Source organism: Lentzea sp. NPDC054927 (assembly GCF_053610285.1).
This window is the reverse complement of sequence record NZ_JBSGXZ010000024.1, coordinates 15,741-30,147: the sequence shown is the minus strand read 5'-3', so window position 1 is coordinate 30,147 and position 14,407 is coordinate 15,741. Positions and strand designations below refer to the sequence as shown.

The window sequence follows — 14,407 nt, the reverse complement described above, 5'->3', positions numbered from 1 at the left end:
ACCGCTCGTGACGAGGGCGGGGTGCGCGTCTGTCGCACCCCGCCTCTCGCCGCGTGTTACCCCGGAGGAAACCCAGTGAGCGAGCCGATTCTCGAGCTGCGCGGCATCAACAAGAGCTTCGGTCCCGTGCACGTCCTGCACGACATCGACCTCGACGTCCAACCCGGCGAGGTCACCGCCCTCGTCGGCGACAACGGCGCGGGCAAGTCGACGCTGGTCAAGTGCATCGCGGGCATTCACCCGACCGATTCGGGCGAGGTCCTGTTCGAGGGCCAGCCGGTGCACATCAAGGGTCCGCGCGAGGCCGCGGAGCTCGGGATCGAGGTCGTCTACCAGGACCTTGCCCTGGCCGACAACCTCGACATCGTCCAGAACATGTTCCTCGGCCGTGAGCGCACCAAGGGTGGTCTGCTCGACGAGTCCGACATGGAACAGGCGGCGCGCAAGACGCTGGCGTCGCTGTCTGTGCGCACGGTCAAGTCCGTCCGCACGCAGGTCTCGTCGCTGTCCGGTGGTCAGCGCCAGACCGTGGCGATCGCCAAGGCCGTGCTGTGGAACAGCAAGGTCGTGCTGCTCGACGAGCCCACCGCCGCACTCGGCGTTGCGCAGACGCGCCAGGTCCTCGACCTGGTCCGCCGCCTCGCGGAGCAGGGCCTGGGCGTCGTCCTGATCAGCCACAACATGAACGACGTGTTCGAGGTCGCCGACAAGATCGCGTGCCTCTACCTCGGCCGCATGGCCGCCGTCGTGTCGACCAAGGACGTCACGCACGGACAGGTGGTCGAGCTGATCACCGCCGGCCGTTCCGGTGACCTGGGCATCGCGCGTCCCGAGGCGGCGACGATCTGATGAGTACCGAAGAGGCGAGCAGCATGACCGACACCACCGAAACGCACGAGGCGGAGGCCCCGCAGGGCGCCATCTCCGACTTCGGCATCGACACGACCTCCCGTTCCACCAGCGAGGCCATCAGGGACTACTGGTCCAGTGTCCGCGGCGGCGAGCTCGGCTCACTGCCCGCTCTGCTCGGACTGATCGTGCTGCTCATCGTGTTCAGTTCGCTGTCCGACTCGTTCTTCACCCTCGGCAACCTCGCCAACCTGCTCCAGCAGGGCGCCAGCATCACCATCATCGCGATGGGTCTGGTGTTCGTGCTGCTGCTCGGCGAGATCGACCTGTCCGCCGGCACCGCGTCCGGCGTGACGGCCTCGGTGATGGCGCTGGACCTGATCCACGGCGGCAACCTGCTCGGTGGCATGGGCGACGGGGTCTTCTACGTCTTCTGCGGCTGGCTGGTCCTCGCGGTCGGCCTCTCGCTGCTGATGCGCCTGTGGACCGGCGCCGTGCTGTCCGGCATCGCGCTGGCCATCGCTCTGCTCGGCGTGCCCGCGAACGCGTGGATCGGCATGCTGCTGGCGATCTGCGTCGGTGCGTCGATCGGCTGCATCACCGGCTACCTGGTCGCGAAGATCGGCATCCCGTCGTTCGTCGTGACCCTGGCGCTGTTCCTCGTGTGGAGCGGTGTGGTGCTGCAGTTCATCGGCCAGGGCGGCACGCTCGGCCTGCGCGACGACACGATCTTCCAGGTCGCCAACGGCAACATCGGCTCCGCCGGGTCGTGGATCCTGTGCGTGGTCGCGGTCGGCGGCTACGCGGCCGTCGTGCTCAACCGGCACTTCACCCGGCTGCGCAAGGGACTCGTCGCCCAGCCGACCGCGCTGGTGCTGACCAAGATCGGCGGCCTCGCGCTGCTGGCCGCGGTCGCCACGTTCGCGCTGACGCAGAACCGGTCGCCCAGCACCCTCGTGGTGATCGCGGGCGTGCCGTACGTCGTGCCGCTGGTGCTCGTCCTGCTGGTGATCGGCACGTTCGTGCTCGACCGCACCAGCTACGGCCGTCACCTCTACGCGGTCGGCGGCAACAAGGAGGCCGCGCGCCGCGCCGGCATCAACGTGGAGAAGATCCGGATGAGTGTCTTCGTCATCGCCTCCTCGGCGGCGGCGATCGGCGCCATCGTCTACTCCTCGAAGGTCGGCTCGGTCGACCCGAACGCCGGTGGCGGCAACACCCTGCTGATGTCGGTCGGTGCGGCCGTCATCGGTGGCACGTCGCTGTTCGGCGGCAAGGGCCGGCTGCGTGACGCCGTCATCGGTGGTGCGGTGCTGGCGGTCATCGCGAACGGCATGGGCCTGCTCAAGCAGCCCTCCGCCGTCGTGTTCATGGTGACCGGTCTCGTCCTGCTGCTCGCCGCGAGCGTCGACGCGTTGTCCCGCCGCCGAGCGGCGACCGCGGCTCGCTGACGAGGTGACTGGACCCACGTCCGGCACTCGTCCCGACGAGATCCGCAGGCACAACAGGACGGCGCTGCTGCGCCGCCTGCACATCGACGGACCGTCCACCAGGGCGTCGCTCGCGGCTGAGCTCGGCCTCAACCGCAGCACGATCAAGGCCCTGGTGGACGGCCTCGCCGAAGCCGGTGTCGTCGCCGAACGCGTGCCCGCTCTGCGCAGCGGAGCGGGCCGCCCGTCCCTGCTCGTACTACCCCAGCCGAACGCCGCCGTGGTCATCGCGATCGACGTGCGGGTGGAGCACGTGGCGATGGGGTTCGTCGGCCTCGGCGGGGAGATCCTCGGTCGGGACAGCTGGAACCTGCACCGGACGCGTGATCCGGGGGAGGTCATCACGCACATCGTCGAGTCGGCGCGCCTCATGGCCGACGACCTCGACGCCACCGCCGTCGGGGTCGGTGTGTCGGTGCCCGGTGTGGTCCGGCGCGCCGACGGCCATGTGCACGAGGCGCCGAACCTGCACTGGACCGACGTCGCCCTCGGCAAACGCCTGGAGGCGGTGCTGAAGGTGCCGGTCCAGGTCGGCAACGACGCGGAGCTCGGTGCGCTGGCGGAGCACGTGCGCGGCGCGGCCAGGGCGTCCTCGGACATGGTCTACATCTCCGCGGACGTCGGCGTCGGCGGGGGTGTGATCCTGTCCGGGCAACCGTTGCGCGGCTCCGGCGGCTACGTCGGCGAGCTGGGGCACATGGTGGTCAACCCGCAGGGCCGGCGCTGCTACTGCGGTTGTGACGGCTGCTGGGAGACCGAGGTCGGCGAACCGGCGCTCTGCCGGGCGCTGGGCCTGCCGGACGACGCCCCGCGCGGCGCCGTCGTCGCGACGCTGCGGGCGCTCGACGACCCCGCCGCGCTGACCGAGTTCGCCGGGTGGCTGGCGCTGGGGCTCGCGAACATCGTCAACGTGCTCGGCCCGGAACTGGTCGTGCTCGGCGATCTCTACACGGCGCTGCCGGACTCCGTCGTCGACGCGGTGAGCTCCGCGGTGCAGCAACGCAGCCTGGTCTCGCGCGCGGTCGGCGGCACCCAGGTCGTGATCTCGCCCCTGGGCAGGGACGCGAAGCTGATCGGTGCGGCCGAGCTGGCGTTCGAGCCCGTTCTCGACACGATCTAGAACTCGTCCGAGACGCCCGTGCGGTGCCGGAAAAACGCTCTGGAAAGCGAAGGGGGCGGAGATCCATCCGGATCTCCGCCCCGAGCGGCTAGGTGGGGTGGAAGTCAGCCCTGCTGAATTTCAGCAGCGAGTTCGCGCAATTTCTCACTGTGCGCCCGGGCGTGGTGCCCGCAGAACAGCAGCTCGCCCCCGGACGGGAGCAAAGCGCGAACCTGGGCAGCAGCCCCGCAGCGGTCGCAGCGGTCGGCAGCGGTCAACTCGGGGCGGGTGAGTGCTGCAGTCATGATGAATCTCCCTCCGTCCCGGCACCGATACGGTGTGTTCCGGTGCCCTCTTACCAAGCTGCGACCACGGCGCCCCTGGCTTGGTGCGCGGTGCTCGCTGGCTCCACTCTGACAGACGTTCTGGCGATAGTCAGTGTTCCCGTGTGCGTGGCGACTCGCGTCACTATGCGATTTACCCGGCTGCAGCAGGCTTACACATGTGTTTGCCACCGGTTCACCGTCTTGACAGGCACTCTGCGCAACCGGAAACCCGCTGGTGGAGCAGCATGTTCAGGCCGTTCGGTCGGTTGCGTGCGACCGGGAGTGTGATATCGGTTGCGCTTGTCCGCCCGCAGCGAACAGGTCACGAACGTCCCACAATTCGGACGCGGAACCGTGATCAAAATCCCGATCAAACGCTTGTTCTCCTGCCCGATCAGCTCGCGAGGGCCGCGCTGATCGCCCGTGCCGCGTGTCCCACGGCCTCCCGCAACGCGGCGGCGCTACGACCGTTGTCGAGCACTGCGGAAACGGTCCCGATGACGCTGCTGGACGGCGTGCGCACCGGAGCGCTGACGAACTCCATGCCCGCCGGCACCGTGGCCCCAGGACGCAACCGGGCCACGTCCTCGGCCCGCACGATGCTCGCCGCCGCGACGAGCACCCGGTCACGCCGGGGCACCGCGAGGATCGTCGACGTCCTGATCGTCGCCGACAACGCCCGCAACGGCTGCCGCGCCACCCGCAGAATGCCCGGCGCAGGCTCCCACGCCTGCCCGAACCGGAACATCTGCGCGCCGATGCGGTAGCGGCCACGCGCGTTCTCCACCGCGCCGAGCGCCTCCATCTGGTCCAGAAGGCGGTGCACCGTCGTCTTCGGCATCTCACAGCGGTCGGCGAGTTGCGTGAGCCCCAGCTCACCCTCGTCCATCAGCTTGTCCAGCAGCGAGAAAGCCCCTTCGAGTACTGACCTGCCCATGTTTTCCTGCCCCCTCGTTCCGGTGTCCGGAACTGTCCCTGTGCACCCCTCCGGCACAGCCACACACTGATGGTGTCGCGGATGCATAGGCGGCACATGAGTACATGGGTACTCATCTTTTGCATGCGCACGATCAGGCCTGGTCAGGCCAGGGCAGCACGGTGAGCTCCGGCCACTGTCCGCGCCACCGCCGGGTCTTGGTCTCGTAGACCTCGCGGGGAGCGAGCACGGGGTTGGGACGGACGACGAGGTCGAACACGTCTGCGAGGCCGTGCGGCGCGTAGACGTGCCAGCGGTCGTCGTTTTCGAGACGGATGCCCACGCTGCACGTGGTGGCCGCGAACGAGTCGATGGCTGCTTCGGTGGACGTGTAGGGCGCGCAAGGGACCCCGAAGTGGTCCTCGTACCAGAGGTGAACGCGTGCCTCGTTGCGGATCTCGACGACCGCGGGCAGATCGGCGAAAACGCGCGCGCCGGCCTCGATGACCTCGTTCTCGGCTTCCCAGCTGAGATCGGCATCGTCGAAGTAGAACAGGTCGTAGTCCCTGATGCCCTCGGTCGGCGGCCGGCCGGTGACCACGTTCCACACCGTCTGGAACACGCATCCGGCGGTCAGGTACCACCCGGGGAGATCGAGTTCGGCGGCTCGGCGCAGGACCTCCACCAGAACCTCGTTGCGAGCGAGGGTGGTGCGCAGTGCGTCGATCACACCTCAGGAAAACACAGGCGCGCAAAAACACAGGGGCCCCGCACCGAACCGGTGCGGGGCCTCCTGCGTATGTCCAGGTATGACCTAGTCGAGGTAGTCGCGCAGAACCTGCGAACGCGACGGGTGACGCAGCTTCGACATCGTCTTGGACTCGATCTGACGGATGCGCTCACGCGTGACGCCGTAGACCTGGCCGATCTCGTCCAGCGTGCGCGGCTGGCCGTCGGTGAGGCCGAAGCGCAGCCGGACGACGCCCGCCTCGCGCTCGGACAGCGTCGCGAGCACGGACTGGAGCTGGTCCTGCAGCAGCGTGAACGAGACGGCGTCGACAGCGACGACGGCCTCGGAGTCCTCGATGAAGTCGCCGAGCTGGCTGTCGCCCTCGTCGCCGATCGTCTGGTCCAGCGAGATGGGCTCACGCGCGTACTGCTGGATCTCCAGCACCTTCTCGGGCGTGATGTCCATTTCCTTGGCGAGCTCCTCCGGGGTGGGCTCGCGGCCCAGGTCCTGGAGCAGTTCGCGCTGGATGCGACCGAGCTTGTTGATGACCTCGACCATGTGCACCGGGATGCGGATGGTGCGGGCCTGGTCGGCCATCGCGCGGGTGATCGCCTGCCGGATCCACCAGGTGGCGTACGTGGAGAACTTGTAGCCCTTGGTGTAGTCGAACTTCTCGACGGCGCGGATCAGACCCAGGTTGCCCTCCTGGATCAGGTCCAGGAACGCCATGCCGCGGCCGGTGTAGCGCTTGGCCAGCGACACGACGAGACGGAGGTTCGCCTCGAGCAGGTGGTTCTTGGCGCGCTCGCCATCACGCACGATCCAGCGGAGGTCGCGGCGCAGCTGCGGGGTGAGCTTCTCCGCTTCTTCCTCGGAACGGCGCACGCGCTCGGCGGCGTACAGGCCTGCCTCGATGCGCTTGGCGAGTTCGACTTCCTCCTCGGCGTTGAGGAGGGCGACCTTGCCGATCTGCTTGAGGTAGGCGCGGACGGAGTCGGCCGAGGCGGTGAGCTCCGCGTCCTTGCGCGCCTGGCGCAGGGCCTCGGACTCTTCCTCGTCCCAGACGAAGTCACCCTTGTTGGGGTCCTCCGCCTCCTCGGGCTCGTCCACGACGGGCTCGTCGACGATTTCGACGTCCTCGACCAGGTCCTCGGCGCCGGGAGCGCCTTCCATGTCCTCGGGCTCTTCGCCGTCGGCCTTCTTGGTCGTCGCACCCTTGGCGGGAGCGGCCTTCGTGGCCGGCTTGCGCGCGCCCTTGGCGGCTGCGGCGGCGGGCTTCTTGGCCGCTGCCGTCGCGGTCGTCTTGCGCTTGGGCTTCTCCTCGGCCTCGCCGGCCGCGGTCGCCTTGGTCGTCTTGGCGGCGCTCGCGGCGGAGCTGGAGCGTCGGGATGCGGTTTCTGCGGCTGCCACGTACGCCCTTTCGCGACGGTCGTTCAAGGCAAACCAGAGGGCGCGAAACCTCGGTCGCCAGAGTTCAGGGGATCTCCCCGCCGATCTTGCTTGGCGGGTGTGCGTTCCATTGTAACGACGTCGGTGACGCGGTGTTGCGCCCCGAGGTGGTTCGAGGCGCTCTCACCTGCGTTCTCGCAGCTAGATCGAGTAAGGCGAGTCGGACACGTTTCGGTGTCGAATGGTCGCGATGATCGCGGTCAGGGCCTGATGCCGTGCGCCGCGGCCCACGCGGCACCGACGATGCCGGCGTCGTTCTTAAGGGCGGCCGCGACGACCTCGGTGCGGACCTTGAGCAACGGCAACCACTTCTGCGCCTTCTTGCTCACACCGCCGCCGGCGATCACGAGATCAGGCCAGATGAGGTCCTCGAGCACGTTGATGTAGCGCGTGACCCGGGGCGTCCATTCCTCCCAGGACAGGCCCTTGTCCTCCTTCACGGAGGCGGCCGCACGCGTCTCCGCGTCGTGCCCGTCGACCTGGAGGTGGCCGAACTCGGTGTTCGGGACGAGCTTGCCGTCGAGGAACACCGCGCTGCCGATGCCGGTGCCGAACGTGAGCAGCACGACGGTGCCGTCCTTGCCGACGCCCGCGCCGAACGTCATCTCGGCGATGCCGGCCGCGTCCGCGTCGTTCATCACCACGATGTCCTCAGGCTTGCGCTTGAGGCGCTCAGCGAAGAGCTGCTGGGCGTCGCAGTTGATCCATCCCTTGTCCACGTTCGCGGCACTGAGCGCCACACCGTGCTTGACCACACACGGCAGCGTGATGCCGACCGGCCCGTCCCACTGGAACTTCTCGACGATCTCGGCGACGACCTCCGCGACCGCTTCCGGCGTCGAGGGCTGAGGTGTGGGGATGCGCAGGCGTTCGCCGTCCAGTGCTCCTGCTTCGAGGTCGACCAGGCCGCCCTTGACGCCGGAGCCGCCGATGTCCACACCGAACCCGCGGGTGATGCCCATTCCCCGTGGTCCTTCCTACTCGATCCTGCTGGTTTCGATTCAGTACCTGTGGTGCGCAGACATTAGCCTGACGTTGTCCGATAGTCCCGTGCTAGTGACGCAGGAGGGAACCGGTCGTGTTCGATCCCAGGCCACTCGTCGACATCGCCACGGCCATCGGACAGGAAGCGGGCGCTCTTGTTCAGCGCATGCGCGCTTCCGCCGTGGTCTCGTTCGACACCAAGAGCACATCAACGGACGTGGTCACGGCCGCCGACCGCGCCTCAGAACAACTCGTCCGGACGCGTCTGTCCGAGTCGCGTCCCGGTGAGCCGGTTCTCGGCGAGGAAGAGGGCGGAACCGTCGTCGAGGGGCTGACCTGGGTCGTCGACCCGATCGACGGCACCGTCAACTACCTCTACGGCATCCCCTGGTACTCGGTGTCGATCGCGGCGCAGCTCGACGGCGAGTCCGTCGCGGGCGCGGTGGTGGAGCCGGCGACCGGCCGCGTGTGGACCGCGGCGCGCGGGTACGGCGCCTTCCTGGACGGGGAGCCGTTGCACGTGTCGGCGACCACGGATCTGTCGCTGTCGTTGCTGGGGTACGGCTTCGCGTACCGGCCGGAACGTCGTCAGCGGCAGGCCGACGCGTGGGCGTCGATGGCGACGCGGGTGCGTGACCTGCGCCGGGCCGGCGCGGCCTCGCTGGACCTGTGCTCGGTGGCGGCAGGTCGGCTCGACGCGTACGCCGAGCACGCGCTGGGGCGCTGGGACTGGGCCGCCGGCGGGTTGATCGCCGCCGAGGCCGGTGCCGTGGTCCGGCTGCCGGGTTCTTCGCCGGAGCTGGGGGAGGACGCGACGTTCGCGGCCGCGCCGGGGATCGCCGACGCCATGTACGGCGCGCTCGTCGAGTCCGGCTTCGGCAAGGTCTGAGTCACCGCGCGGTCGGGGTCTGCCCGGTCAGCCGGGAGATCAGGTCGACGACCTCACGCACGTCAGGGACGTGAATCAGTTCGGCCACCGCCTTGTTGCCGAACCCGTCGGGCATGATCCGCTGGTCGAGGCGGACGTACCCGGAGCCGTCCGCTTCCTCCACGTACGCCAGGTTGTCGATCTCGGCGAGCCGCACTGCCCGCGTTCGCCTGCCGGGTACCGACACGACGCGTTGGTCGGTGACGAAGTAGGTCGTGCGACGCAGTGTCAGGAAGCGCCAGACGAACGGCTCGGTGAAATGGGCGACCTCGGGCGCCACGAACACGGCGAGCCCGATGCGCCACAGATCGCCCAGGTCCAGCCACTGGCTCGCCAGCGCGAAGACCGCCACCACCAGTACGAGCGCGACGGCGTGGAACTTCAGGCTGAACCGCATCCACGCCGGATCCCCGCGCAAGAACACCGAACGGTGCGCGGGCGAGCCCTGCCACAGGACGTGCTCGCCCGGAAGAAGATCAACCCCCATGTGCGCAAGGTAGCGAGCGGGAGGACGAAAGTCAGGCGCAGGTCACGTCGCGGGCGCCGGAGAGGTTGTCCGCGTTCAGGGTCGGTGGGGCGGCGGCTGCGGCCTGGCCGCCCTGCTGCTCCGGCTGCTGCTCGGCCCACTCCTTGAGCTGGTCGAGCACCTTGCGGGCGTCGCTGTTCGGCTTGACCTCGTCGAACTTCTTGCCGACCGCGATGTCGACGGTGGCGTCCTGGCGGTCGTCGCGCACGAGCTCCAGGCACGGCTCCAGCAGCGACAGCGTCCGTGCCGCCTGCGAGCCGGGGGCGCCGAAGCGGATCTGGCCGCGGCAGCCCATGTCGCCCGCCGGGTAGATCGGGTCGTTGCCGGGGTCGGCCGCCTGCTTCAGGCCCAGTTCGGTGAACTGGGTCGCGACGGTCTTGGCGTGGTTGCGCTGGGTCGAGGCGTTGACGACCTTGAAGTTGACCTCGCCCAACGGCACCGGGTTGGTGCGGTCCAGCGCGTCGTGTTCGAGCACGGTGCCCAGGGCGGGCGGCGGTGCGGTCGAGGTGGCTCCCGGATCGACCCCGGCCTCGGCCGGGGCGGTCCCCGAGGACTGCACGTGACCGGGCGCGTTGCACTTGATGGCCGCGTCCACGTCGCCGGCGTTGCCGAGCACCTTCACCCACACGAACACGGAACTGACCAACAGCACCGCGAACAGGACTAGCGCGGGCACGGGCCGACGCCGCTTGTAGGGCGTCAAACTTCCCGATGCGGGTCCCACGTGCGAAGCCCTCCCCGTGTTACGTCCCCTGTGATCAGCCTAGGCCCTGCCCAGCTGTTGCGCGCCCCGACGGGCGTGACCCAGCGCACCGGCCTGATTGCTCACAGTCAGGACGGTACCGGCCCGGCGCCAGGTTGCACGCCGGGACGCACGTGCTCCCGCACAGGGTATCGGTCCAGCGTAGAAAGGTTGTGTCACCCGTCCGGTCGGTAAGGGGTAACCCGATGTGGAAGCACTCGGACAATGAGCTACCCTCTGCGCGCTCCGCACACATGTGGATCAAGCCGACGGTCACGTCAAGGGGGTTGGCTTGGCACTCGGGTGTGAGAGACCTACGTCACCTTGACGTGGGGCACAAAAGAGGTCGCTGGAGCGTTAACCAGCGACACGAACAGTCTCCGTAGACCGCAGGGGTGAAGAAGATGGCGACCGACTACGACGCGCCGCGTCGCAGCGAGGCGGACGAACTCGCTGAGGACTCCCTCGAGGAGTTGAAAGCCCGGCGGAACGAGACGCAGTCCGGCGTCGTCGACGTCGACGAGGACGCGAACGCTGAGAACTTCGAGCTGCCCGGCGCCGATCTGTCCGGCGAGGAGCTCACGTTCAAGGTCCTGCCCAAGCAGGCCGACGAGTTCACGTGCTCGAAGTGCTTCCTGGTGCACCACCGCAGCAGGCTCGCCGAGGACAACGGCGGCACGTACATCTGCCGGGACTGCGCCTGACGCAAATTCCGCCGAGAAAGAACTGGGCGCTCACCCGCACGGGTGGCGCCCAGTTGTGTTTTTCAGACTGTGTTCTTCAACGCTCGTCAGGCCGCGTGCTGCCCGGACCTGATCGCGGCGGCGAGCTCTTCCGGGCGCCGCGAGCTGATCAGCCAGTAGGGCGTCGGGTCCTCCGGGTCGTTCACGCGCACCCGCACGAGCGACTTGACCCAGCCCTTCTGCACGACGAACGCGGCCGGGTCGAGGAACGGGCCCATGACCTTGCGCCGGTCCTGCGGGGCGATGATCTCGACGTCGCCGAGCAGATCGAGGGAGATGTGCGCCTCGCCCGCCCGCAGCTCGCCGTCGGCGACCTCCACCTTGGTGGACCCCTGCCGCATGATCAGCACGATCGTCAGCGGCAGCAGGATCGCGTACGGCAGCCAGGAGCGGACACCGGGGAAGCCCATGTGCACCTCGGCGGCCAGCAGCCCGGCGCCCAGCAGCGGCCAGGGCCAGATCCACCACGTCACGTACAGGCGCTCGCGGAAGGTCGTAGTGGCGGTCACGGCAGTCTCACTCACGTCGTCAGGGTAATCTCGCCCGCCGTGTCCAGCGTCGAGGTGTTGCTGACCCGGCTCGATCCGGGGGTTCCCGTGCCCGCCTACGCCCGTCCCGGCGACGCGGGCGCCGATCTGGTCACCACGTCGGACGTGGTCATTCCACCAGGCGAGCGCGCCGTCGTCGGCACCGGTGTCGCGATCGCGCTCCCGCTCGGGTTCGCCGGTTTCGTGCACCCCCGTTCCGGGCTGGCCGCGCGGGTCGGGCTGAGCGTGGTCAACACTCCGGGCACGATCGACTCCGGCTACCGCGGTGAGATCCGCGTTTGCCTCGTGAACCATGATCTCCGTGAGCCGATCGTGCTGTCGCGCGGCGACCGGATCGCCCAGCTCGTCGTGCAACGCGTCGAGCACGCGGTGTTCCGAGAGGTCACCGAGTTGCCGGAAACGGAACGCGGTGCGGGAGGCTATGGCTCGACCGGCGGGCACGTGGTGCTCGCCCGTACGAAGACAGAGGGGTAGAGGCATGTTCGGAAGGCGCCGCAAGCGCGGTCGTCACTCCGCTGGGGCTGTCGACACCGGTCCGGAGCACGACGAGGACTTCGACGACGTCGCCGGACCGTGGGACTCGACGGTGGCGCCCCATGACGAGCTGGAGCGGCTCGACCTGGGATCGGTGCAGCTGCCGATGCCGGCCGAGGCCCAGCTGCAGGTCGAGATGGACCAGCAGAACGGTTCCGTGCGCGCCGTGCACGTCCTCACGTCCGTCGGGCAGCTGACGGTCAGCGCGTTCGCCGCGCCGAAGTCGGGCGGCCTCTGGCGGGAGGTCGGCGCCGAGCTGATCGAGGGCCTCAAGGAGGACGGCGCCCGCATCAACCGCGAGAACGGCGAGTGGGGCGAGGAGATCACCGCTCGCAACCAGGGCGTGCAGATCCTCTTCGTCGGCGTCGACGGGCCGCGCTGGATGCTGCGCGGTGTCGCCGCCGGTCCCGAGGAGCACTTCGAGCAGAACTCCGCGGCACTGCGGGAGATGCTGCGCGGCACCGTCGTCGTGCGCGGCGAGCAGCCGATGCCGCCCCGCACCCCGCTGCCGGTCGAACTGCCGGAAGCGATCGCCAAGCACATTCAGCAGCAGGGCTGACGCGCTTGTTGCCACGCCTGCACCGCGCGCCCTAGTGCGTGCGGGTAGGCGTCAAGCGTCGTTGTCGTGAGCACGGCGCGTGGGATCGCTTCTGCCCATTGCTCAGCGATCTCGATCGGGTGCACCGGGTCGTCGGTGCACCCGACGATGCCCGTCGGCACCGTAAGGCTCCTCAGCTCGTCGAGCGTCGGCGCCGGCGACTCTGCGGCTTCCTCGAAGTGCGGCACGAGCTGGTCGCCGTAGCCCCGCCAGGCCCTGGTCAGTTCCTCGTGCAGCCAGCCGGTCGTGCCGGCGAGCGCGGTGTCGAGGCCGTGGTTCGCGACGATCTCCGCGCTGGCCCTGGCGGCGAGTGCCGCCGGTGCGCCGTTCGGAGCCCCGGTCCAGGCCGGCAGCGCGAGAACCAGGCCTGCGCACCTGTCCGGGTTGTGCGCGGCCCACCTGGCCGCGACGTGCGCGCCGAGTGAGACGCCACCCACCACGATCGGGTGGCCTGCCGAGGCATTTTCGAGGGCCGTCAACCGTTCACTGAGTGTGCGGACGCGAGGAGCGGTGAGAACCGCGCCGACCTGCGACAACGGCTCGGCGAACACGGAACGGACAAACACCTCGTCAGAGGCGGTTCCGGGCAGGAGGAGAACAGTCTCGGCAGGCACGCCCGAGATTGTCCGCCCTCGTGCGTACCCTCACTCTCAGACGGTCCACACCACGGGGCCACTTGAGCAATGCAGGAGTCGGGGATGAGCGGCTATTGGCGCCGCTTGGTGCGTCGCTTGACCAGTGACGTCACCGAGCTCGACGCGGACGACCTCTCGCGAAAAGCGGAGGCCGTCGGCGCGGTGAAGGCCTGCGACTGCAAGTCCGGCGAGGAGGTCACCGTCCTCGGCAGGCTCCGCAGCGTGGAGCTCTGCCCCAGGGACGCGGCCGCCACGCTGGAAGCTGAGCTCTACGACGGCACCGAGGGCGTGACCCTCGTCTGGCTCGGCCGCCGTCGCATCGCGGGTATCGAGCCTGGTCGGACGATCAAGGCTCGTGGCCGCATCGCCGTGCGCGACGGGCGCAAGGTGCTCTACAACCCCTATTACGAGTTGCAGAACGCTTCATGACCTCAGCTGAGACCGAAGAAAAGCAGCCCACCGTCCTCGAGCAGATGGGCGGCGTGAGCGGAATGCTCTACTCGTCGCTGCCCGTCGTCGTCTTCGTCATCGTCAACTTCGCCGCCAAGAACCTGATGGCCGCGATCATCAGCGCACTCGCCGCCGCCGTCGTCATCGGAGTGGTCCTGGCGGTCCGCAAGGGCACCGTCCAGCCCGCCATCTCCGCCGTGTTCGGCGTGGGCATCGCGGCGTTCATCGCCTACAAGACGGGTGAGGCCAAGGGCTTCTTCCTCTTCGGCATCTGGCAGAGCGTCGTCTACGGCGGCGCCTTCCTGCTGTCGATCATCCTGCGCTGGCCGCTGGCCGGCGTGATCTGGACGTTCCTCAACGGCCGCGACCGCTCCTGGCGGTCCGACAAGGCCACGGTCCGCGACTACGACATCGCGACCTTCGTCTGGGCGCTGGTCTTCTTCGCGCGCTTCGTGGTGCAGCGCTGGCTCTACGAGGAGAACCAGGTCGGCTGGCTAGCCGTGGCCCGCCTCGGCATGGGCTACCCGCTGATGGCCATCGCGCTGGTCGCCACGGTCTGGGCGGTCCGCAGGGCCGACAAGCGCCTGAAAGCAGCCGAGGAAGCCCGCGAGGCTGAGGCCGGACTTCGCGCCACCGAGGAAGAGGTCCTGGCCCGCACGGCCGACGACCTCCTCACCCCGGACATGGACGAGCTCCAGCGCGTGGTGGAGAAGGAGTCGCGCGACAAGTCCCGCGACTGACCCGCTCGGCGTTTCCCGCGGCCGGCGTCTCTTCGGAGGCGCCGGCCGCGTTGTCGTTGGAGGCGCCAGCCGCCGTGTTGCTCAGCTCGCCGTCGACTGACCGGGTCGGCGGCGGTATCC

The 14,407-nt window shown here is 68.9% G+C and carries 18 protein-coding genes; 9 read left to right on the top strand and 9 right to left on the bottom strand.

What is annotated here, in order from left to right; translation table 11 throughout:
- Positions 1-75: 75 nt before the first annotated feature.
- Genes ACWGE0_RS27350 through ACWGE0_RS27340 form a run of 3 tightly spaced genes read left to right on the top strand, consistent with a single transcriptional unit; the run spans position 76 to position 3,459 of the window.
- Positions 76-849 (top strand): ATP-binding cassette domain-containing protein, encoded by a 774-nt coding sequence (locus tag ACWGE0_RS27350; protein WP_330277997.1) that lies wholly within the window; start codon positions 76-78, stop codon positions 847-849.
- A 23-nt stretch (positions 850-872) separates the two neighbouring features.
- The gene (locus tag ACWGE0_RS27345) at positions 873-2,300 is read left to right on the top strand and encodes a sugar ABC transporter permease (RefSeq protein ID WP_452263843.1); all 1,428 of its coding nucleotides are present in this window, start codon (positions 873-875) and stop codon (positions 2,298-2,300) included.
- Between the two features lie 4 nt (positions 2,301-2,304).
- Entirely contained in the window at positions 2,305-3,459 is a 1,155-nt protein-coding gene (locus ACWGE0_RS27340; RefSeq protein WP_452263750.1) for an ROK family protein, read from the top strand.
- A gap of 104 nt (positions 3,460-3,563) precedes the next feature.
- Here ACWGE0_RS27340 and ACWGE0_RS27335 read toward each other — a convergent pair whose 3' ends face one another.
- The 5 genes from ACWGE0_RS27335 to ppgK all read right to left on the bottom strand — a co-directional run bounded on the left by ACWGE0_RS27335 (position 3,564) and on the right by ppgK (position 7,821).
- On the bottom strand, positions 3,564-3,743 hold the full coding sequence (locus tag ACWGE0_RS27335) for a DUF7455 domain-containing protein (RefSeq protein ID WP_231642793.1): 180 nt from the start codon (positions 3,741-3,743) through the stop codon (positions 3,564-3,566).
- 415 nt (positions 3,744-4,158) lie between these two features.
- Positions 4,159-4,701, bottom strand: a complete 543-nt coding sequence (locus ACWGE0_RS27330) for a helix-turn-helix domain-containing protein (protein ID WP_452263749.1) — start codon at positions 4,699-4,701, stop codon at positions 4,159-4,161.
- A gap of 133 nt (positions 4,702-4,834) precedes the next feature.
- Entirely contained in the window at positions 4,835-5,410 is a 576-nt protein-coding gene (locus ACWGE0_RS27325) for a nucleotidyltransferase family protein (protein WP_452263748.1), read from the bottom strand.
- An 84-nt stretch (positions 5,411-5,494) separates the two neighbouring features.
- Positions 5,495-6,820 carry an RNA polymerase sigma factor gene (locus ACWGE0_RS27320; RefSeq protein WP_452263747.1) on the bottom strand — a complete coding sequence of 442 codons (1,326 nt, stop codon included), beginning with the start codon at positions 6,818-6,820 and terminating at the stop codon, positions 5,495-5,497.
- Positions 6,821-7,059: 239 nt separating this feature from the next.
- Positions 7,060-7,821, bottom strand: a complete 762-nt coding sequence (ppgK, locus tag ACWGE0_RS27315) for a polyphosphate--glucose phosphotransferase (RefSeq protein ID WP_452263746.1) — start codon at positions 7,819-7,821, stop codon at positions 7,060-7,062.
- A 116-nt stretch (positions 7,822-7,937) separates the two neighbouring features.
- On the opposite strand from ppgK, the gene ACWGE0_RS27310 reads away from it, so the two are divergent.
- Positions 7,938-8,732, top strand: a complete 795-nt coding sequence (locus ACWGE0_RS27310) for an inositol monophosphatase family protein (RefSeq protein ID WP_452263745.1) — start codon at positions 7,938-7,940, stop codon at positions 8,730-8,732.
- A 1-nt stretch (position 8,733) separates the two neighbouring features.
- On the opposite strand, the gene ACWGE0_RS27305 is transcribed toward ACWGE0_RS27310, so the two are convergent.
- Together ACWGE0_RS27305 and cei are read right to left on the bottom strand one after the other, a co-directional pair.
- Positions 8,734-9,258: a PH domain-containing protein gene (locus tag ACWGE0_RS27305; protein WP_452263744.1), complete on the bottom strand. Its 525-nt coding sequence runs from the start codon at positions 9,256-9,258 to the stop codon at positions 8,734-8,736.
- A 31-nt stretch (positions 9,259-9,289) separates the two neighbouring features.
- Positions 9,290-10,021: an envelope integrity protein Cei gene (cei, locus tag ACWGE0_RS27300; protein WP_452263743.1), complete on the bottom strand. Its 732-nt coding sequence runs from the start codon at positions 10,019-10,021 to the stop codon at positions 9,290-9,292.
- Between the two features lie 422 nt (positions 10,022-10,443).
- Here cei and ACWGE0_RS27295 point away from each other — a divergent pair, with 422 nt between their 5' ends.
- Positions 10,444-10,743 (top strand): DUF4193 domain-containing protein, encoded by a 300-nt coding sequence (locus ACWGE0_RS27295; RefSeq protein ID WP_452263742.1) that lies wholly within the window; start codon positions 10,444-10,446, stop codon positions 10,741-10,743.
- An 86-nt stretch (positions 10,744-10,829) separates the two neighbouring features.
- Here the strand turns inward: ACWGE0_RS27295 and ACWGE0_RS27290 are convergent, their stop codons facing one another.
- Positions 10,830-11,306, bottom strand: a complete 477-nt coding sequence (locus ACWGE0_RS27290) for a DUF3093 domain-containing protein (protein ID WP_452263741.1) — start codon at positions 11,304-11,306, stop codon at positions 10,830-10,832.
- Between the two features lie 24 nt (positions 11,307-11,330).
- Between ACWGE0_RS27290 and dut the strand changes: the two genes are divergently transcribed.
- Together dut and ACWGE0_RS27280 are read left to right on the top strand one after the other, a co-directional pair.
- Positions 11,331-11,804 carry a dUTP diphosphatase gene (dut, locus tag ACWGE0_RS27285; protein WP_452263740.1) on the top strand — a complete coding sequence of 158 codons (474 nt, stop codon included), beginning with the start codon at positions 11,331-11,333 and terminating at the stop codon, positions 11,802-11,804.
- A gap of 4 nt (positions 11,805-11,808) precedes the next feature.
- The gene (locus tag ACWGE0_RS27280; protein WP_452263739.1) at positions 11,809-12,423 is read left to right on the top strand and encodes a DUF3710 domain-containing protein; all 615 of its coding nucleotides are present in this window, start codon (positions 11,809-11,811) and stop codon (positions 12,421-12,423) included.
- Here ACWGE0_RS27280 and ACWGE0_RS27275 read toward each other — a convergent pair.
- The gene (locus ACWGE0_RS27275) at positions 12,408-13,076 is read right to left on the bottom strand and encodes an alpha/beta fold hydrolase (protein WP_452263738.1); all 669 of its coding nucleotides are present in this window, start codon (positions 13,074-13,076) and stop codon (positions 12,408-12,410) included. The genes ACWGE0_RS27280 and ACWGE0_RS27275 overlap by 16 nt on opposite strands.
- A 69-nt stretch (positions 13,077-13,145) precedes the next feature.
- Here ACWGE0_RS27275 and ACWGE0_RS27270 point away from each other — a divergent pair, with 69 nt between their 5' ends.
- Positions 13,146-13,526: an OB-fold nucleic acid binding domain-containing protein gene (locus tag ACWGE0_RS27270; RefSeq protein WP_030474780.1), complete on the top strand. Its 381-nt coding sequence runs from the start codon at positions 13,146-13,148 to the stop codon at positions 13,524-13,526.
- The gene (locus tag ACWGE0_RS27265) at positions 13,523-14,287 is read left to right on the top strand and encodes a DUF3159 domain-containing protein (RefSeq protein ID WP_452263737.1); all 765 of its coding nucleotides are present in this window, start codon (positions 13,523-13,525) and stop codon (positions 14,285-14,287) included. Before ACWGE0_RS27270 ends, ACWGE0_RS27265 begins: the two co-directional genes overlap by 4 nt.
- Positions 14,288-14,407: the final 120 nt, after the last annotated feature.

Coding starts and splice junctions, on each gene's coding strand:
- ACWGE0_RS27345 (WP_452263843.1), top strand. CDS start 873: ATGACCGACACCACCGAAACGCACGAGGCGGAGGCCCCGCAGGGCGCC.
- ACWGE0_RS27335 (WP_231642793.1), bottom strand. CDS start 3,743: ATGACTGCAGCACTCACCCGCCCCGAGTTGACCGCTGCCGACCGCTGC.
- ACWGE0_RS27330 (WP_452263749.1), bottom strand. CDS start 4,701: ATGGGCAGGTCAGTACTCGAAGGGGCTTTCTCGCTGCTGGACAAGCTG.
- ppgK (WP_452263746.1), bottom strand. CDS start 7,821: ATGGGCATCACCCGCGGGTTCGGTGTGGACATCGGCGGCTCCGGCGTC.
- ACWGE0_RS27305 (WP_452263744.1), bottom strand. CDS start 9,258: ATGGGGGTTGATCTTCTTCCGGGCGAGCACGTCCTGTGGCAGGGCTCG.
- ACWGE0_RS27295 (WP_452263742.1), top strand. CDS start 10,444: ATGGCGACCGACTACGACGCGCCGCGTCGCAGCGAGGCGGACGAACTC.
- ACWGE0_RS27280 (WP_452263739.1), top strand. CDS start 11,809: ATGTTCGGAAGGCGCCGCAAGCGCGGTCGTCACTCCGCTGGGGCTGTC.
- ACWGE0_RS27270 (WP_030474780.1), top strand. CDS start 13,146: ATGCAGGAGTCGGGGATGAGCGGCTATTGGCGCCGCTTGGTGCGTCGC.
- ACWGE0_RS27265 (WP_452263737.1), top strand. CDS start 13,523: ATGACCTCAGCTGAGACCGAAGAAAAGCAGCCCACCGTCCTCGAGCAG.